Here is a 17,483-nt window from a genome sequence, read left to right on the forward strand (position 1 = left end):
CAAATATAAAACGACTTTCTAAACTATAAAGCTTTTTCTTTCATTTTATTTTTAATCTCTTTGCTTCCATCCAGCGCTCTGAATGGGGCGGCAAAAGTAATGCGCTTTTTTAATTACACAAGCTTTTTTTGAAGATTTTTTTTTCATCCGTCAGGCGAGCTTTTTCTTTCCTGAGATTAACCTAAGCTAATCTCTCTCCCTCCTACTCTCTACCTGATGTCTCCGCAATCTGTCGATGAACTTTCCGTTGTGACTATGTCTCTAACGGGGCGGCAAATGTACTCCAGTTTTTGACTCCCGCAAGTACCACTAACCCTTTTTCTTCCTCCTCTTTACTTATTATCTGGTTTTGAGGGAGTTTAATTTTGGGTTAAGGATAAATTAATTTGCTGTAAAGAAAAAGCCCCACCAAAAGGCAGGGCTTAATACCGAATATGGATTATAATGTTAGCCGGCTTTAACCAACTTCACATCAAATATCAACCATGCATTAGGAGGAATAACGCCACCAGCACCACGAGCACCGTAGCCTAAAGCTGGAGGAATTACTAATCTGGCCTCATCTCCTTCATTAAGAAGCATAATGCCTTCGTCCCAACCATTGATAACCTGGCCCACTCCTACAGGGAAAGTAATAGGCTGGCCACGCATTGCTGAATCATCGAAAACATCGCCATTCTCCAACATACCTTTATAATGTACTGACACATTTTTACCTTTTACAGGTTTCTTCCCTTCACCTTTGGTGGTAATCTTGTAACGAAGTCCGGATTTTGTCTTATCAAAACCTTCAGATAAAGCATCAATTTTTGCCATGGCGGCATCTTTTGCTTTTTGCTTCATTTCATCCTGCTTATTGATGTACTCATTAAAAGTAGCTACAGCATCAAAAGCTTGAGCCGTCTCTCCTATTCTATCAATAGTTAAAGATTCAATTAAATCTCCTTGCTTAATAGCATCAACGACACCCTGACCTTCTATTACTTTACCAAACACGGTATGCTTATTATCCAACCATGCTGTTTCCACATGAGTGATAAAAAATTGACTACCATTGGTACCTGGTCCTGCATTTGCCATGGACAAAACTCCAGGACCGTCATGTGTTAATGAGTTATCAAACTCATCAGGGAAATTATATCCCGGACCACCGGCACCGGTACCCTGAGGATCTCCACCCTGAATCATGAAGTTATCAATAACGCGATGGAACTTCAAACCATCATAATAAGGTTGTCCCTTATCGCGAGCGTCATTTTCGATATCTCCTTCGGCAAGACCCACAAAGTTGGCCACCGTCATTGGAGTTTTATCAAAATGAAGCTCCACTCTAATCAATCCTTTGGAGGTTTCAAACCTCGCGTACATTCCGTCTTTCATCTTCTTATTTAATACCTACCATCTCAACATCAAAAATCAACCAAGCATTTGGAGGAATTACACCACCGGCTCCACGAGCGCCATAACCTAAATTTGGAGGGATAATCAATTTGTACTTATCGCCAACATTCATTAGGCTCATACCTTCTTTCCAACCTTCAATAACTCTAGCTTGTGGACCGTACTGCACATCAAAAGGAGCGTAAGGTTCTCTTTGTGCATTGTAAACACCTTCTTTTTGAGCAAGCTCTTTAATACTTGTGTCAAATAAAGTACCATTTACCAAGTAACCAGCATAATGCATTTGCACAGTTTGACCTTCTGTTGGCTTAGCACCATCTCCTTCTTCTGTTACAATATAATAAAGACCGCTTTCAGTGGATTGAGCTTCAGCTTTAAGCTTTTCCAACTCTTTCATTCCTTCAGCATCCTTTTTTGCTTGCTCTTCTGCTTTTTTAGCAGCAGCCTTTTTAGCATCTTCTTGTGCAGATTCAAATACTTTTGGAGCATCAAACTTCTCAGCAGCTTTTCCTTTACGAATGATGGTTACATTATTAAGGATGTCATCCTGCTTAATAGCATCAACTACGTCCTGCCCCATTTCTACTTTACCAAAAATGGAATGCTTACCATCTAGCCATGGAGTAGCTTTGTGTGTAATGAAGAATTGGCTTCCGTTGGTTCCAGGACCAGAATTGGCCATAGAAAGAACACCAGGACCCTCATGTTTCAATGATTCATCAAACTCATCAGGGAAATTATATCCCGGGCCACCAGCACCAGTACCCTGAGGGTCACCTCCTTGAATCATAAAATCTTTGATAACACGGTGAAATTTCAAACCATCATAAAATGGCTGGCCTGCTTCCTTTGTATTATTTTCAATAGTTCCTTCTGCAAGACCTACGAAGTTAGCCACAGTCATTGGCGTCTTATCATAATACAGTTTCAAAAGGATATCACCTTGTGAGGTGTTCATTTTAGCATACATGCCATCTTCAAGCTCTACTTTTTCGCCATTTACCATTACGCTGTTTTGCGAATTGCAGCTACTCATGATACCCGCAAATAGAAGTGCGGTCATTAAAAGGTTTCTCATAATTGTTATGATTTCGATTTTTGGATTTTTACAACTTTTAGTTCATACACCAGTGCCGTCTTGGGAGGAACACGATCTTGATCACCCGCCACGCCAAAGGCGAGGTGCGAAGGTAATATAAACAGCCCCTTATCCCCAAGGCCCAGTTTTTTGAGGCTTTCATGCAGCCCAATCTCCGCATCTTGCTTATCTATTTTGATATGGCCATTGCCTAATTGTCTTGACGTGAAAAGCAGACTACCATTGAGCATGGAAATATCATACTCATATTCCACAATGTCTTCTGTTTCCACCATTTCTATAGCAGAACTATCCTCTAATATGGTATAATACATACCCAAACCTGTACGCTCTACCTTTAGATTTCTATCCTTAATATATGCATCAATGGATTCGCGCTCTTTGCGTAAAAAATCACGCTGCACTTCCACTTGTTCGTCTTCGGTCATCGGGCGGTGCTCGTGGTCTTCGCCCTTGCTTTGCTTACTTGAACATTGGCAACTAATAGCCGCAAAGCCCACAATAAACAGGTATATTGAAATTCTCAAAGTTTTATTTTTTAGCAAGCTCCTCATACTGTGGCAAAAGTGCCTTCAATTTTTCAATTGTTTCTTCCATACTTACTTCACTAATCCCACCTGCTGCATTTATATGCCCGCCTCCATTAAAGTGATCGCGTGCCAATTGGTTTACATTAAAATCGCCTTTAGAGCGAAATGACATTTTAATACGATTATCTTTTTCCGAAAGGAAAACACTCATAATGGTGCCTTCCATGGTAAGACCATAGTTCACAAAACCTTCAGTATCGCCCTTTTGGTAATCAAATTCATCCAAATCAGAAGCAGATAAACTCATGATAGCCGATTGATATTGTGGAAATACCTCCATCCTTTCCAGACATCGGCTCAGCAGTTTCAATCTATTTCTAGAATTAGTATCATATATAGATGATGCAATTTCTTGCGGAAGAACACCTTTTTCCATCAATCTAGCCACAGCTCGGTGAGTAGTTGGCGTGGTGCTGCTAAACCGAAAGTTACCGGTGTCCGTCATTATTCCTGTGTACAAGCAATCAGCCGACTCCTTATTTATATACTCGTCCCAGCCCAAAGCTTGCGCTAAATGAAAAACCATTTCACAGGTGCTGGACATATTGGTATCTGAATACAAAACGGTGGCAAAATCATCTGGTTGCTGATGATGGTCTATCACCAATCTTTTGGCTGCAGCCGAGGCAAGTACATCGCGCATATCTCCACTCCTGGAGAGTGAATTATAATCCAGATATATTATAAGGTCTGTATTCTTCAATACTTCAGAAGCAACTTCATGATTATCTTCAAAAATGATAACCTCATCATCACCCTTCATCCACTTCAAAAACTTTGGATAAATATTAGGAACGATTACCGTTACCTTTTTGCCCTGCTGGCGCAAAATTTCTTTTAAACCCAAGGCACTTCCCATGGCATCACCATCGGGGCCTACATGGTTTGTAATTACAATATTTTGAGCATCAGCAAGGAGGCTCTGCGCCCCTTGCACTATCGATTCATCTATCTTCATTATCGCAAAGATATATTTCTTCCCAAGGTAGCGTCATGTTTTACATTTTGCTTTTAGCCAAAATACCTACATATCGTTTTAAATATATCTTTGGGGCCCTATGGACAAGAAAACTAAAAACGGCTGGGCCTTTTACGACTGGGCAAACTCAGTTTATTCATTGGTGATTAGCACTGCTATTTTCCCAATATACTTTCACAGTGTAACTTCTACCGATGATTCCAGCATGGTTGACTTTCTGGGAATACCCTATGAAAATATGGCCATTTATAGCTACTCGCTCTCATTTTCATTTTTTATTGTAGCCATTATTTCTCCTGTACTTTCAGGAATTGCTGATTATACAGGTAAGAAAAAGCGCTTCCTTCAATTTTTCTGCTACTTGGGTTCAGTTAGTTGCGCCTCGCTTTTCTTTTTTGATGGCTCAAATATCTATTTTGGATTAGGTATGAGCGTATTGGCCAGCATTGGATTTTGGGGAAGTTTGGTTTTTTACAATGCTTTCCTTCCTGAGATTGCTCCGCCTGAAGAGCAGGATGCGCTTAGCGCCAAAGGATTCTCAATGGGGTACATAGGCGCAGCATTATTACTTATTCTCAATTTGGTGATGGTAATGAAACCTGAGCTTTTCGGCTTTTCAGATTCTGGCCAAGCTAGCCGTGTAAGTTTTCTATTAGTAGGAATCTGGTGGGCTGGCTTTGCTCAAGTTACCTTCAAAAGACTACCAGACAATGTTTACAAACGGAAACCAAAGGAAAGGTACATTTTGCTTGGATATAGGGAATTGGGAAAGGTTATTCATCAGTTAAAAGGTGAAATGGCCTTACGAAGATTTTTGTACAGCTTCTTTTTTTACAGCATGGGCGTGCAAACCGTAATACTATTGGCCAGTGCCTTTGGCGATCAGGAATTGGGAATGGATTCGTCCAAACTGATTCTCACCATTCTTATTATTCAATTTGTGGCCATTGCCGGTTCCTATTTGTTTGCCTTTATTTCCAGAAAGTATGGAAATATTCAAGCTATAAAAATCTGCATCATCGTTTGGATATTTGTGTGTTTGGGGGCATTCACACTGAGTAAAAGCGACCCTACAGCTGAATATAAATTTTACGCCATAGCCGCAATGGTAGGCATGGTATTAGGGGGTATACAAGCCATAAGCCGCAGTACTTATTCTAAGCTCCTGCCTGAAACAAAATCTCACGCAAGTTTTTTTAGCTTTTATGATGTTAGTGAAAAGGTAGCTATTGTGTTGGGCACTCTAGCTTATGGCTGGCTTATTCAGGCTACCGGCAGCATGAAAATGAGCGTTCTCGCCTTGATGGCATTTTTTATAATTGGGTATTTTCTATTGTTGAGGGTAGGCAAATCACGCCATGTGCATTAGAGTTTTATACAATTATCCATTTTCACCTCTTCTAGTAAATCGTCAAAAGCTATTACGCGGCCTTTTATCGTAATCTCATCACCGGCCTGGATACCACTAACATCGTGACCAGTGAGAATTGTACAGTTTAATATATTATCCATAATAATGTAAGAATCGGTTATTTCCATAGCAGTACCACTTACCTCTACCACTTTATCCACATACTTTTCATTTGCCGCTTCCTGATTGTTTCTAAAATCGCTTACGATCTCCTCTGCCGAGATTTGATAACTCGCAGTTTCACTTGAAGGATCTCTGTGTGGCTTATTAAAAACATAGAAATATGCTCCCACCCCTCCTAATAGTACTAGTACGACAATTACAAGTATTCCTTTTTTCATAGTTTAAACTTTAGTGTATGGTAATTTACTTTATTTTAGACTGACCTATTTCACACAAATATGCTTAAAAATTCATTACGCCTACTTTTGGGGCTTGTCATAATTGCAGTTTCCTGTACACACGATCCTTTTCCTGCCAAACCAAATGGGGCTGGAAATGATACTATTCAAAATCCTATTGATACATCAAAACCAGGAAAGCCATGCCACCCTGATACGGTGTATTACGAAAGGGATATTCAGCCCATACTTACTGCCAGCTGTGCATTTAGTGGTTGCCATGATGCCGTCACAAGAGAAGATGGTGTTCAACTGACAGATTACAATTCGGTGATGAATACCGCTGATGTACGCCCTGGTAATTTGAGCGGAAGTGACTTATATGAGGTAATAACTGATAATGACCCGGATGACCGTATGCCTCCCCCACCTCGAAATGCTCTAAGCCCAAGCCAAATAACGCTTATCGCAAAATGGATAAATCAAGGCGCATTGAATTTGAAGTGTGATGATTGTGAAACCACGAACCTTACCTACGCTAATGGTATCAAGGCTATTTTTGACAATAATTGTGCAATCTGTCACAAAGGTGCATTTGCAAGTGCAGGCCTTAGTCTTACTACCTATCAAGAAGTAAAAGATGCTCTGGTAAGTCCGCTTGACCTCTTAATACGTATAAATGGTGGGGACAATAGTAACCCAACTATGCCACAAGGCGGAAAAATGCCTCAATGTAACATAGACAAAATAGAAGCCTGGTACAACAACGGAATGCCTCAATAATGAATAGAAAAGGAAAAATATCACTCACTTGTGGAACACTCCTGTTCATCGCCAGTGCATGTTATAATGATAATAAGGAAGAAATTTATCAGAATGCAAATAATGACTGCGACACCAGTAATGTGACTTACTCAGCCACCATAAAAGCTATTGTAACTGCTAATTGTGCAATTTCTGGCTGCCACTCGGGAACTAATCCCTCTGCAAATTTGGATTATACCTCCTATGCTGATTTAGAAACATCAGCAAGCAACGGTGCTTTAGTAAATAGAATAAATGGGCGCGGTGCTCTTATGCCTCAAGGCGGACCAGCTTTACCCGAATGTCAAATCACTCAAATTGAAACATGGGTGAACGATGGTGCTCCAAATAATTAATAAAAAAGAAAATACTATGAAAACGAGAATTCACCTATTAAGCATTGCCTTGCTTCTAACAGCAAGCCTTTCAGCTCAAAAAATTTTCACCAGAACGGGATATGTAAAGTTCTACTCTGAAGCTCCAATAGAAAACATAGAAGCGGTAAACAAGCAAGTTTCCAGCGTAATTGAAATCGGTGATGGCAGCTTCGCTTTCCTAGTTCCTATCAAAGGTTTTGTTTTTGAAAAAGCTTTGATGCAAGAGCACTTTAATGAAAACTACATGGAAAGTGGAAAGTATCCCAAAGGCTCTTTTCAAGGTAAAATCAAAGACATTGGTAGTATAAACTTTGAAAAAGATGGCGAATACCAAGCTACTTTTACGGGTACTATGAATATTCACGGTGTAGAAAAAGAGCTTACAGAGAAAGCCACAATTACTATAAAAGGTGGAAAAGCCAGTTTGAACGCCAAGTTTAACCTTCGACCAGAGGATTATGGAATAAAAATACCTGCTGGCAAAAGAGATAATATTTCTGAAATAGTGGAAGTTACCGTGAAAATGGATTATGAGAAAAAATAAAATATTTAAACGCATCCTAATAATGGGTGTGTTTTTTTTTGCTGTAGGGCAGGCGCAAGGTCAGGATGACCTCCTCAATATGCTTGAAGAAGAGCAAGGCGAAACTACCGAATACGCTTTTGCTACTTTTAAGGGTACCCGAGCGATAAACCTTCAGTCGTCTGAATTGCCCTCAAAAGGTGTTTTACAATACATTTTTATGCACCGCTTCGGTTCTTTTAGTGATGATTTCTTTTATAATAATCTAGGAATGAACACTGCCGAAGTTGCGCTACAGCTGGATTACGGTTTTACCGATTGGCTAAATGCCGGAGTATTTTCTGGAACTGCTTATCCGCGTACTTACACCGGGTTTTTAAAGTATCGCATTTTTCGCCAAAGTAAGGGCGCCAAAAACATGCCTTTTTCGGTAGTGGGGTATTCGGCCATGACTTTTAATAATGAGCGATATCCAGATGTTCAGTTCAACGAATCTGACCGCTTTAGCTTTACCAACCAGTTGATTTTGGCTCGAAAATTCACCCAAAGATTTTCACTTGAAATTGTACCTACCCATGTTCATTTTAACATTGTGAGCCGTGAGAGTGAAAGCAATGACATCTTTTCAGTTGGGACTGCAGCACGTTTTAAAATCACCAAACAGCTAAGCCTTTCGGCAGAATATATAGCTCAAATAAATCCTCTGAGCACAAATATTACCAGACTTGGACCAGATATAGAAGACCAAAAAAACTACAATGCTCTTTCGGTCGGAGTAGATATTGAAACAGGTGGACACGTTTTTCAAATTTTCTTAACCAATTCTCGTGGTGTTGCTGACCCATTTACCATTGCCCAAACTCCCGGCAGCTGGGAAAATGGTGATATCCACATCGGGTTTAATATTTCCAGAGTTTTCACTATCGTAAAGCCTAAACTTCCGCAGGAAGGTTAAATTTGACGGCTATAATTTAAGCCATGACTCAACATTTTGACCTCGCCATTATCGGTGGAGGCGTGGTAGGACTTGCCACCGCCTATAAATTTCAAAAGAAATACCCTGATGCTACTATTGCCATTTTTGAAAAAGAAAGCAAAGTAGCTGCTCACCAAACGGGTAGAAATTCCGGTGTAATCCACAGTGGAATTTATTACAAACCTGGTTCGCACAAGGCACTAAACTGCCTGGATGGCCGAAAGCAATTGGTGGCTTTTGCCAAAGAAAACAATGTGGATCATGACGTGTGTGGCAAAATAATACTTGCGGTAAATGATACGGAGCGCGATGCACTATTGAAAATTTATAGACGTGGTCAGGAAAACAAAATTGAAAGCATTGAACTTATCGACCCAAAAGAGATTAATGAAATAGAACCTTCCGTAGTTGGTGTAGAAGCTATCAAAGTTCCTTGCACTGGCATTATTGACTTCAAAGGTCTTTGTGAGAAATTCGTTCAACTCATTCAAGAAATCAATCCTAACAGCAAAATTTTTCTAAATACTAAAGTTATTGGCTCAACGAGTAACGGGAATCAGCATGAAATCATAACTGATAAAGGTAATTTTAGCATAAGCCAAAAAGTATTTTGTGCTGGTTTACAAGCTGACCGCATGGCCAAGATGGAAGGTTTGAACCTAGACGTTGCCATTGTTGGCTTTCGAGGAGACTATTACGAACTCACCGAAACGGGCAAGCATAAAGTAAAGCATCTCATCTACCCTGTTCCCGATCCTGCTTTTCCATTCCTTGGTGTACACTTTACTAGAATGACAGATGGCAGTATCGAGTGCGGGCCTAACGCGGTTTTTAGCTTTAAGCGCGAAGGTTATTCCAGAACTGCTTTTGACTTTACCGACACCAAAGATGCTTTGGCTTTCCCTGGAACTTTAAAGCTTTTTAAGAAACATGTGAAAAAAGGAATGGACGAGTACAAACGGGCTTTCTCGAAGCAACGCTTTTTGAAAGAGCTTCAAAAGATGATTCCTTCATTAACTATGGGTGATATTGTAGCCGCCAGGTCTGGAGTGCGAGCACAAGCTTTAACAAAGGATGGCGCCTTGGTTGATGATTTCAAAATCGTTCATGGCCCGGCATCTATTCATGTAATAAATGCACCATCACCTGCTGCTACGGCATGTTTATCCATAGCCGATGATATTCTGGCTATGATTGAAACTCAAAAAGCTGAATTGGAAAATTATTAGTAGATAACTACTTTTTTACTGGCAGAAACTTGTCCGTTGTTAACAGCGGCAACCACCATTCCTTTAGGCAGGTTTTCTAGTTCAATGCGACTGTTAGCAGCAGTTAATTCTTCTTCGCGAATCAATTTACCGCCAAGGTCAAAAAACTGTAGAGTCGCTGCAGACTGTAATTCATCCGGAAAAGTTACATCCAAATACTTACCTCTCTGCACCAATTCTGGAGTACGAGCAGCAAGTTCTTCAGCTCCTACCCAAAGGTTTCCTGCATATACTGGCTGGCCATAATCTGAGTTAAAAGCATGCTCCTTTATAGTTACAGATTTCAAATCAGCCGCTACATCCAAACGAATCCAACCGTAATAGGTACGAATGGTATCATTAAAATCACCTTGAAACTTTAGTCCCAAAAAACCATCAGTCACACCACCAACAAACTGACTGTTTGGGTAAGTAGTATCATTGATAGAAAGTGCCATATAGCCCAAAAGCTTTCCGGCAACATTAGATGAACCAAGCCCTTTCCAAGGCCCGGCAGTACCCACAGTATCATTAAAACCAAGTTTGAAAGGATAGTTGTAATTGGCATAATCCATCCCCAAAACCTGATTTCCGGCAACATTATTCGTTTCAATAGTTACGCCTGTATATCTATACAAACCGCTATCTACAAACAGACGGATACGAAAATCAATGTAATTAGAGGTATCGATATCTTGATTGATGTCAAAAGCATAAACAGCCCCATTGGTACTTAAAGTAGTATCGGGAATATCATTAATAATCACCTGACCTTGAGCTGCGGTGGCACCCAAAAGCGCGGTGGCTACTCCAGAATAATTAATCAGTGCTTTTTCGAGTTTATCTTTTTTCATCTGTTTGTAATGTTATGGCAAAAATCTTAAAAACTTAATAGTTACCCAACTTATTGCGATGCAGCTTTTTATTTATTGCTGACAATGCATTTTGCTTGTCTATGCTATGCCCGACAAAATCTTCTATCTCATTAATAACCAAATCAGTATCCGAGATGCAATCATAATATTCCACCTGAAGAACTCTAATATTGGGCTGCATTTCGAGCCAGCTTTTCACCCTTTCTTCCTCCTTTTGCATGTCCACGGCCTTTTGAAAAGGGAAATTCTGCATCACTTCTTCCTTCTTCCGTCCCAGCATCACTTCCTGCGAAAGCAAAACTTCCGTTAAAGGACGTTTTACCCAAATCACTTTATAGGCTTCAGAAGATGGTAAATACCTCAAAAGTAGACTCACCACTTTTATGGCTTTTCCACGAGCTTTGGGCATCCAATCATTTTTTCTTCCAAGGTTTTTTACGAGCTCATGCTCAAAATACCCTTCCGGATTGCTCTCGTCCTCCACTCTTTCATTGTCTACAAATAAAGGAACGCCTCCCTTATCCAACATATTCATCAGCATACTTGTGCCACTTCGTGGAAAACCACTCACCACAATTACTTCATCCTTATGCTCCACAGCTTGCCTGTTTTCTAATTTATTGAAAAGCTGTAATGCCGGCCCATGTTTTGGCGCTTGGCTCAAACAAAGACGAACGGCTTTTTTGGCCACATCTTCTTCCTTCAAAGTTAGTGCGGCTTGCGCCAAAATATAATGCGTGTTGGGCTGGAAAAATTGTAGAGCTAAACTTTGTTCTGCCAAAAGAATGGCTTCTTCCGGATTGGCTTCTTCTAAAGCACATTGAGCTTTTCCGCTTAGTGCTACAGCGTTTTCACCATCCAAGCCCACACTCCTGTTGAAATATTCTTTTGCGGCTCTATAATTTTGTGTAATTAAAAAGGTACGAGCAATTTCATTGTACAATTGAGATGATTTTAAGCCGCGACTTTCCATATCAAAAAAGTGCTGAAGCGCTTTTTCATGCTCACTTTGCTGTAAATACAGCATCCCTCGCAAAAAATGAACACCGCCTTGCCCAACAAAATTTTGCTCCATTTTATCCAAATGGGATGACAAAGAAGTGAAGTCACCAAGCTTCAAATAAGCTTGGGCCAAAAGCATTCCATACCTAAGCTCTCCATTTTTCAAAAAATACGGTTCCAAAACCTCTTTGGCTTTTTTAGGCTTATTTCCATCTAAGTAGCTTACGCATAAATTATAGGTGAGCTCGCTATCTACATATTTCAGTTTATCACTTTGGTCCAAATTTATATATCCCAAATCCTGAAGCTGCGACAGCATTTCTTCGCTGCTTACACTGCCCTCTTCCACAAATTCAGGTCTGGAGGCTGTATCTTCCCAACTAGGAATTTCTCCAACCGGTTCAGTATTTCTGAATATACTTTGCAGAACTTGCCCCTCCATATCTTCGCCTACAGGCAAACCAAAATGATGAAGAACCGTTGGCGCCACATCCAAAAGTGAGGCTCCATAAATTTCCCTTTGCTTAATATCAGGTCCGGCAGCTATAAACACACCAAACTGTCGATGCTCTAAGGCAGGAGCTGCTTCCACATCGGGTAATTCTACCTGGCGCAAATTCCCAGATTCAAAACCATGGTCGGACACAATCATCACATTGCAATCTTCACCTGCCAAATCAAGCATTCTGTCCAGCATCATATCATGAAATATGTATGATCCCTCAACTATTCCTTTATATTTTTCAAAATCCTCGTCATTGATATCGTTAAGCTTGGGCGGATGATACTTCATCGCTAAATGCGAAAAATGATCAATCGCTTCAAAGTACACGCCCATAAAGTCCCACTCCGTTTCTTCCATCAAATAGGTAGCTGCATTGTGAACCGAACAGCAATGCGCCAACACTCTCAAAAATGGTTTCAGCACCTCATCATTCTCAGGATCTAATTCCGCTGCAGCGGGAATGAAGGGTAAAACGTGAGCCAGAGTAAGTTCAGCCGGATGTAACCGAAGTTCCTTCAATTCCTTATAATAGTCAGCTGGAAAAACAGAAGCTTCATCCAATGGCCAATCTTGTCCAAAAGCTGGGGCCGATTTATGAAAATGATTGCTCACACATACCCCATTAACTTTTTCAGCTGGGTGCGAAGGCCACCAGTTTACCACATTTGTTTTGTACCCCGCTTCATTCAGAATACTCCACATAGGCTTCACTTTTCGGGTGGTTGCCCTTACAGGAGAAATCTCACCGGTAGCTTTATCTGCCTCTACAAAACCGTGAATTCCGTGATCATAGGCTCGTTTGCCGGTGGCAATGCTCGTCCAAAGCATTGGGCTAAGCACAGGGTTGAGCGTAGCAATATTTCCTCGAACACCATTATTTAGCAACCTTTGAAGTGCTGGCATTTTTCCAGCTTTCAGTAAAGGATCTATCACTTTCCAATCCGCAGCATCCCAGCCTATCAAAAGTAACTTTGGTTTCTTCCCCATTTCGTACCCACTATTCTTCATTTGGCAAATGTAAAGCCTATCACTTGGGTATTAATACATATTTTTAAGGTCTAAATTGAAACATGAAATCCGGAGAATTTTCTGAAAACCTAAAAATCGCTTATGGCTCTATTCGAGGCCAGTTGCTGCGCACCATACTTACCGCACTCATTATTGCCATTGGCATTATGGCCTTGGTTGGTATTCTCACAGCTATCGATGCTATCAAATCTTCTCTCACAGGTCAGTTTGCTTTGCTTGGCGCAAATACATTCACCATTCAAAATAGAGGACCAAACATTCAGATTGGCCGAGGAGGCAAAAAGCCAAAAGTCTTCCCAAGCATCACCTACCAGCAGGCATTGGATTTTAAAGAAAAGTTTGTCGACCAGCCAGCCATCACCAGTCTTTCTTATTTAGCTACACCAGTAGCAGAAGTAAAACATAAAAACATTGCTACTGACCCCAACATCACTATTTGGGCTGCTGACGAAAACTACTTGCACACCGGAGGTTATGAAATAGAAATTGGTAGAAACATCACCGCAACTGAAGTTGAAAATGCAGCTCCCGTAGCCATTATTGGTCAGGAGTTACGAAACAAACTCTTCCCCAACACTGACCCGCTGGGCAAAGTGATTGAAATACGAAACAACCGCTATAAGATAATTGGAATGCTAAAGGAAAAAGGAAACTCCTTTGGCTTTGGTGGTGACAAGTCTGTTTTTATCCCTATTTCCAAAGCCAGAGCTAGTATGAGTTCTCCCAACCAGAGCTATGCTGTAAACGTAATGGCATTGCAAGGTGACATCCTAGACCAAATAAGTTCGGAAGCCATGATTACCATGCGGGTCGTGAGGCGGTTATCTCCCAAAGAAGAGGACAACTTCAGTATTACCAAAAGTGACAACCTTTCGCAAACGCTAATTGAAAACATGAAGTATGTTACGATGGCGGCCATCCTCATTGCTGCCATTACTATGCTTGGTGCGGCAATTGCGCTAATGAATATTATGCTTGTTTCTGTTACGGAACGCACCCGCGAGATTGGTATTCGAAAAGCCGTTGGTGCGAAATCAGAAACAATACGAAGTCAGTTTCTCACGGAAGCTGTCCTTATCTGTTTTTTAGGGGGGGCGGCAGGAGTCCTACTTGGAATCATAATTGGAAATATCACCTCCACAATTATTGGTGGTAGCTTTATTGTTCCCTGGTTGTGGATGCTAGTAGCGGCTGTTCTTTGTTTGCTTACAGGATTGGTTTCAGGTTTCTACCCTGCGCATAAAGCATCAAAGCTAGATCCTATCGAATCTTTGAGATATGAGTAAAAATAAAAAGCCTTGAAAACAAAGTGATCAAGGCTTCCTACAACTGGTTAGGTTAGGTTTAGAAAAGTGTGCTTGCTTAACTCTAAGAAAAGTTTGTGCCACCAGGGCTAACGAACTGGTTACCAAACACCTGACATTCTCAATACTTCCCATTATTCCAATTTTGAGACAAACGACTTGCTTCGTGGGAAGTATATATCAAAAAAAATCCCCGATATCCTAAGATAACGGGGATCTACTAAAACAGTAAATGTTTTCTTATTTGAAGAATTCGTTAGCCAACTCTTTGTTAACCACTTTTTCTTCAAAAGCATAAGCTCCGGTTTTTTCACTCTTCACCATTTTCACCACTTTGGTAAATTGTGCAGAATCACCTTTCTTTAACGTTGCTACTACTTTCTTTGCCATCGTTCAAATACCTTTAATAGATTACTTAATTTCTTTGTGAACGGTCATACGCTTCAAGATAGGGTTGAATTTTTTCAACTCAAGTCTATCAGGAGTATTCTTCTTGTTCTTAGTGGTAATGTATCTAGAAGTACCAGGTTGACCTGACTCCTTGTGCTCAGTGCACTCCATAATTACCTGTACTCTGTTTCCTTTCTTGGCCATGGCAATTTATTATTTGGTAAGGAATCCATTCGCACGAGCTTCTTTAAGCACCGCAGAAATTCCTTTTTTGTTAATGGTTTTTAAAGCAGAGGTTGACACTTTTAAGGTAACCCACTTATCTTCTTCAGGAATGTAAAAACGCTTCTTAGTAAGATTTACGTTAAACTTTCTCTTATTCTTCTTATTTGAAAAAGACACATTGTTTCCAGTGATTGCCTTTTTTCCTGTTAATTCACAAACTCGTGACATGTTTTCTGCTCATTAAAAATTGGTTTGCAAAATTAAGTAAACTTTTATGACTCCGCAATACTAGACTTCAATTTTTTGTATTTCTCTTCTCAGTAAGTCCAAAGCCATCAGTGCGGCCTTTCTGATATTGCGTTTGCGGTTGTTTCCAAAACTAAATTTCTTCGCTTTTACCCCGTCAGGTGTAGCTGTGGCAATCCACACTGTGCCTACAGGCTTTTCATCAGAACCTCCGCCAGGCCCCGCTACACCACTGGTTGCAATCGAAAATGTGGTTCCGAATTTCTTTTGTGCACCTAGCGCCATTTGCATTACCACCTCTTTTGAAACAGCTCCATGCTTCTTTAAAGTCTCTACTTCTACATCCAGCAAATCTTGCTTCACCTTATTTGAATATGACACAACACTCCCCATAAAATAATCAGAAGAACCGGGAATGGAGGTAATCAAGGATGCAATATAGCCACCTGTACAACTTTCAGCAGTACTTAGTGTAGCTCCACTTTCGCGTAAGCCGATACCTATTACTTCTTGCAAAGTTTGCGCTTCAGCGCCAAATACCACAGCACCCAGAATTGTTTTAATCTCCTCAATTTGCTCATCAACTACTACTCGGGCTTCAGCTTCGGTGCCATGATAAGAGGTCAGACGCAACTTTACCATACCCGCAGAAGGTAGGTATGCCAACTTTACGCCTTCAGGCAAATTATCCTCAAAAGCTTCCAGCTTATCCGCTAGTTCGCTCTCCGGAACTCCCTGCGTTAAAATAGTTTTATGTACTACCGTTCCTTTTTTAAGATTAGAGTTAATCCACGGTATGATTTCCATTTCTACCAAATGCTCCGTTTCATAAGGTACACCTGGGGTAGAAAAATAGAATACCCCATCTTTTTCAAAACGCATACCCGGAGCGGTACCCATTTTATTTATTACTGGCCAACAGCTACTTGGCAGCATAGCCTGTCCTTTATTTACCGGAGAAGGTTTGCGTCCAAAAGAAGCAAAAAGCTGCTCGATGTGTTCATATATACTTTCATGAAAAACCATTTCTCCACCAAAGTATTCCAACAATGTTTTCTTGGTAATGTCGTCTTTAGTTGGCCCCAGCCCACCAGTCATAAACACCAACTTAGTGCCTGAAGCTATACTATCTAAAGCATCTTTGATGGCGTCAGCATCATCTGCTATTACGCGCTTCTGACGCACAGAAATCCCATTAAGATTAAGTTGAGTCGCAATAAAAGAAGAGTTGGTATCTATGGTTTGGCCGATGAGAATTTCATCGCCAATAGCAATTATTTCAGCTTGCACTATTTATCGAATTTGCTAACAAAAATAAGGCATGCATTTCAAAGTAGACACTCCAACCGATTATAAGTTGTAATATCAATAATACGTTTATCTCGTAAGGTGTAAAACAAATTGCTACATTTCCGATTCAAAGTTCTATTCATCAAAAATTATTTTTCATGCGACTTGTACTTTCTACCCTGCTTGCCTTTTGCTTATTGTCATGCGATCAACTAAATACACTTGTAGAAAATGCTGGAAGTACTCTTCCACCCACTGAATCTGAAATCTCAAATGGAATTAGAGAAGCTTTAATTGTTGGAGCAAAAAATGCCATTAATGAAACTTCAAAGAAAAATGGCTTTCTAAATAATTCGCTCATAAAAATTCCTTTTCCAGCTGAAGCTCAAAAAGTAGAAAAAGCCGCCCGCGATTTAGGTTTAGACGCACAGGTAGACCAGTTTATTGAAACGATGAATCATGGTGCAGAACAAGCAAGTGCCAAGGCTACCGATATTTTTATCAGTTCTATAAAGCAAATGACCTTACAAGATGTTTACGATATATGGAGAGGTGACAATGATGCCGCCACTCAATATTTAATACGTACCACCTCTGACAGGTTACGCTCCGAGTTTCGTCCCGTTATAAAGCAATCTCTGGATAAAGTACAGATGACAAAATACTGGAGCCCACTGGTAGATAATTATAACAAAATACCTTTTGTAACCAAGGTAAACCCCGACCTAGATGAATATGTGCTGGATGAAACCTTGGAAGGATTATTTGTAGTAATAGCGCAGGAAGAAGCTTCCATACGAGAAAACCCTCAAGCCAGAGTGAGCGAAATACTTCAAAGGGTGTTTGGCTACAATGATGGTAACTTTTAA

19 protein-coding genes are annotated in these 17,483 nt (G+C 40.4%); 8 read left to right on the plus strand and 11 right to left on the minus strand.

Annotated features, from left to right (window positions below):
- Positions 1 to 447: 447 nt before the first annotated feature.
- Genes OWEHO_RS06185 through OWEHO_RS06200 form a run of 4 tightly spaced genes read right to left on the minus strand, consistent with a single transcriptional unit; the run spans position 448 to position 4,048 of the window.
- The gene (locus OWEHO_RS06185) at positions 448 to 1,380 is read right to left on the minus strand and encodes a peptidylprolyl isomerase (RefSeq protein WP_014201615.1); all 933 of its coding nucleotides are present in this window, start codon (positions 1,378 to 1,380) and stop codon (positions 448 to 450) included.
- Between the two features lie 4 nt (positions 1,381 to 1,384).
- Entirely contained in the window at positions 1,385 to 2,479 is a 1,095-nt protein-coding gene (locus OWEHO_RS06190) for a peptidylprolyl isomerase (protein ID WP_014201616.1), read from the minus strand.
- A gap of 5 nt (positions 2,480 to 2,484) precedes the next feature.
- Entirely contained in the window at positions 2,485 to 3,027 is a 543-nt protein-coding gene (locus OWEHO_RS06195) for an FKBP-type peptidyl-prolyl cis-trans isomerase (RefSeq protein WP_169312765.1), read from the minus strand.
- A 4-nt stretch (positions 3,028 to 3,031) separates the two neighbouring features.
- Positions 3,032 to 4,048: a DHH family phosphoesterase gene (locus OWEHO_RS06200; RefSeq protein ID WP_014201618.1), complete on the minus strand. Its 1,017-nt coding sequence runs from the start codon at positions 4,046 to 4,048 to the stop codon at positions 3,032 to 3,034.
- Positions 4,049 to 4,148: 100 nt separating this feature from the next.
- Between OWEHO_RS06200 and OWEHO_RS06205 the strand changes: the two genes are divergently transcribed.
- Entirely contained in the window at positions 4,149 to 5,438 is a 1,290-nt protein-coding gene (locus OWEHO_RS06205; protein ID WP_014201619.1) for an MFS transporter, read from the plus strand.
- Here the strand turns inward: OWEHO_RS06205 and OWEHO_RS06210 are convergent.
- Positions 5,435 to 5,821, minus strand: coding sequence for an OB-fold protein (locus tag OWEHO_RS06210; RefSeq protein ID WP_014201620.1), 387 nt, complete (start codon positions 5,819 to 5,821; stop codon positions 5,435 to 5,437). The two genes, OWEHO_RS06205 and OWEHO_RS06210, sit on opposite strands and share 4 nt — an antisense overlap.
- Before the next feature lie 60 nt (positions 5,822 to 5,881).
- Between OWEHO_RS06210 and OWEHO_RS17815 the strand changes: the two genes are divergently transcribed.
- From OWEHO_RS17815 to lhgO, 5 genes are read left to right on the plus strand one after another with little or no spacing between them, the layout of a single operon-like run.
- A complete protein-coding gene (locus OWEHO_RS17815; RefSeq protein ID WP_014201621.1) occupies positions 5,882 to 6,604 on the plus strand; it encodes a c-type cytochrome domain-containing protein in 723 nt (240 codons plus the stop codon).
- Positions 6,604 to 6,981, plus strand: coding sequence for a hypothetical protein (locus OWEHO_RS06225; RefSeq protein WP_014201622.1), 378 nt, complete (start codon positions 6,604 to 6,606; stop codon positions 6,979 to 6,981). Before OWEHO_RS17815 ends, OWEHO_RS06225 begins: the two co-directional genes overlap by 1 nt.
- Before the next feature lie 16 nt (positions 6,982 to 6,997).
- Complete coding sequence (locus tag OWEHO_RS06230; protein WP_014201623.1) at positions 6,998 to 7,546, plus strand: YceI family protein; 549 nt, start codon at positions 6,998 to 7,000, stop codon at positions 7,544 to 7,546.
- A complete protein-coding gene (locus tag OWEHO_RS06235; RefSeq protein ID WP_014201624.1) occupies positions 7,533 to 8,480 on the plus strand; it encodes a DUF5777 family beta-barrel protein in 948 nt (315 codons plus the stop codon). The genes OWEHO_RS06230 and OWEHO_RS06235 overlap by 14 nt, the downstream gene beginning before the upstream one ends.
- Before the next feature lie 23 nt (positions 8,481 to 8,503).
- Complete coding sequence (lhgO, locus tag OWEHO_RS06240) at positions 8,504 to 9,730, plus strand: L-2-hydroxyglutarate oxidase (protein WP_014201625.1); 1,227 nt, start codon at positions 8,504 to 8,506, stop codon at positions 9,728 to 9,730.
- Here lhgO and OWEHO_RS06245 read toward each other — a convergent pair.
- On the minus strand, positions 9,727 to 10,602 hold the full coding sequence (locus tag OWEHO_RS06245) for a T9SS type A sorting domain-containing protein (RefSeq protein ID WP_014201626.1): 876 nt from the start codon (positions 10,600 to 10,602) through the stop codon (positions 9,727 to 9,729). The genes lhgO and OWEHO_RS06245 overlap by 4 nt on opposite strands.
- A gap of 34 nt (positions 10,603 to 10,636) precedes the next feature.
- Complete coding sequence (locus OWEHO_RS17820) at positions 10,637 to 13,138, minus strand: alkaline phosphatase family protein (RefSeq protein WP_014201627.1); 2,502 nt, start codon at positions 13,136 to 13,138, stop codon at positions 10,637 to 10,639.
- 62 nt (positions 13,139 to 13,200) lie between these two features.
- On the opposite strand from OWEHO_RS17820, the gene OWEHO_RS06255 reads away from it, so the two are divergent.
- Entirely contained in the window at positions 13,201 to 14,445 is a 1,245-nt protein-coding gene (locus OWEHO_RS06255) for an ABC transporter permease (protein WP_014201628.1), read from the plus strand.
- A 258-nt stretch (positions 14,446 to 14,703) separates the two neighbouring features.
- On the opposite strand, the gene OWEHO_RS18190 is transcribed toward OWEHO_RS06255, so the two are convergent.
- Genes OWEHO_RS18190 through OWEHO_RS06270 form a run of 4 tightly spaced genes read right to left on the minus strand, consistent with a single transcriptional unit; the run spans position 14,704 to position 16,614 of the window.
- Complete coding sequence (locus OWEHO_RS18190) at positions 14,704 to 14,853, minus strand: DUF4295 domain-containing protein (protein WP_014201629.1); 150 nt, start codon at positions 14,851 to 14,853, stop codon at positions 14,704 to 14,706.
- 21 nt (positions 14,854 to 14,874) lie between these two features.
- Entirely contained in the window at positions 14,875 to 15,057 is a 183-nt protein-coding gene (gene rpmG / locus OWEHO_RS06260) for a 50S ribosomal protein L33 (protein ID WP_014201630.1), read from the minus strand.
- A gap of 9 nt (positions 15,058 to 15,066) precedes the next feature.
- On the minus strand, positions 15,067 to 15,306 hold the full coding sequence (gene rpmB / locus OWEHO_RS06265; protein ID WP_014201631.1) for a 50S ribosomal protein L28: 240 nt from the start codon (positions 15,304 to 15,306) through the stop codon (positions 15,067 to 15,069).
- A 60-nt stretch (positions 15,307 to 15,366) separates the two neighbouring features.
- Positions 15,367 to 16,614, minus strand: coding sequence for a competence/damage-inducible protein A (locus tag OWEHO_RS06270; protein ID WP_014201632.1), 1,248 nt, complete (start codon positions 16,612 to 16,614; stop codon positions 15,367 to 15,369).
- Positions 16,615 to 16,772: 158 nt separating this feature from the next.
- On the opposite strand from OWEHO_RS06270, the gene OWEHO_RS06275 reads away from it, so the two are divergent.
- Positions 16,773 to 17,483 (plus strand): DUF4197 domain-containing protein, encoded by a 711-nt coding sequence (locus OWEHO_RS06275; RefSeq protein WP_014201633.1) that lies wholly within the window; start codon positions 16,773 to 16,775, stop codon positions 17,481 to 17,483.

Source organism: Owenweeksia hongkongensis DSM 17368 (assembly GCF_000236705.1).
Lineage (GTDB): Bacteria > Bacteroidota > Bacteroidia > Flavobacteriales > Schleiferiaceae > Owenweeksia > Owenweeksia hongkongensis.

Excerpts from the sequence above, each read along its gene's own strand:
- OWEHO_RS06275 (WP_014201633.1), top strand. The coding sequence starts at position 16,773 with ATGCGACTTGTACTTTCTACCCTGCTTGCCTTTTGCTTATTGTCATGC.
- OWEHO_RS06230 (WP_014201623.1), top strand. The coding sequence starts at position 6,998 with ATGAAAACGAGAATTCACCTATTAAGCATTGCCTTGCTTCTAACAGCA.
- OWEHO_RS06190 (WP_014201616.1), bottom strand. The coding sequence starts at position 2,479 with ATGAGAAACCTTTTAATGACCGCACTTCTATTTGCGGGTATCATGAGT.
- OWEHO_RS06225 (WP_014201622.1), top strand. The coding sequence starts at position 6,604 with ATGAATAGAAAAGGAAAAATATCACTCACTTGTGGAACACTCCTGTTC.
- rpmB (WP_014201631.1), bottom strand. The coding sequence starts at position 15,306 with ATGTCACGAGTTTGTGAATTAACAGGAAAAAAGGCAATCACTGGAAAC.
- rpmG (WP_014201630.1), bottom strand. The coding sequence starts at position 15,057 with ATGGCCAAGAAAGGAAACAGAGTACAGGTAATTATGGAGTGCACTGAG.
- OWEHO_RS06245 (WP_014201626.1), bottom strand. The coding sequence starts at position 10,602 with ATGAAAAAAGATAAACTCGAAAAAGCACTGATTAATTATTCTGGAGTA.
- lhgO (WP_014201625.1), top strand. The coding sequence starts at position 8,504 with ATGACTCAACATTTTGACCTCGCCATTATCGGTGGAGGCGTGGTAGGA.
- OWEHO_RS06255 (WP_014201628.1), top strand. The coding sequence starts at position 13,201 with ATGAAATCCGGAGAATTTTCTGAAAACCTAAAAATCGCTTATGGCTCT.
- OWEHO_RS17815 (WP_014201621.1), top strand. The coding sequence starts at position 5,882 with ATGCTTAAAAATTCATTACGCCTACTTTTGGGGCTTGTCATAATTGCA.
- OWEHO_RS06185 (WP_014201615.1), bottom strand. The coding sequence starts at position 1,380 with ATGAAAGACGGAATGTACGCGAGGTTTGAAACCTCCAAAGGATTGATT.
- OWEHO_RS06235 (WP_014201624.1), top strand. The coding sequence starts at position 7,533 with ATGAGAAAAAATAAAATATTTAAACGCATCCTAATAATGGGTGTGTTT.
- OWEHO_RS06210 (WP_014201620.1), bottom strand. The coding sequence starts at position 5,821 with ATGAAAAAAGGAATACTTGTAATTGTCGTACTAGTACTATTAGGAGGG.
- OWEHO_RS06200 (WP_014201618.1), bottom strand. The coding sequence starts at position 4,048 with ATGAAGATAGATGAATCGATAGTGCAAGGGGCGCAGAGCCTCCTTGCT.
- OWEHO_RS06205 (WP_014201619.1), top strand. The coding sequence starts at position 4,149 with ATGGACAAGAAAACTAAAAACGGCTGGGCCTTTTACGACTGGGCAAAC.
- OWEHO_RS17820 (WP_014201627.1), bottom strand. The coding sequence starts at position 13,138 with ATGAAGAATAGTGGGTACGAAATGGGGAAGAAACCAAAGTTACTTTTG.
- OWEHO_RS18190 (WP_014201629.1), bottom strand. The coding sequence starts at position 14,853 with ATGGCAAAGAAAGTAGTAGCAACGTTAAAGAAAGGTGATTCTGCACAA.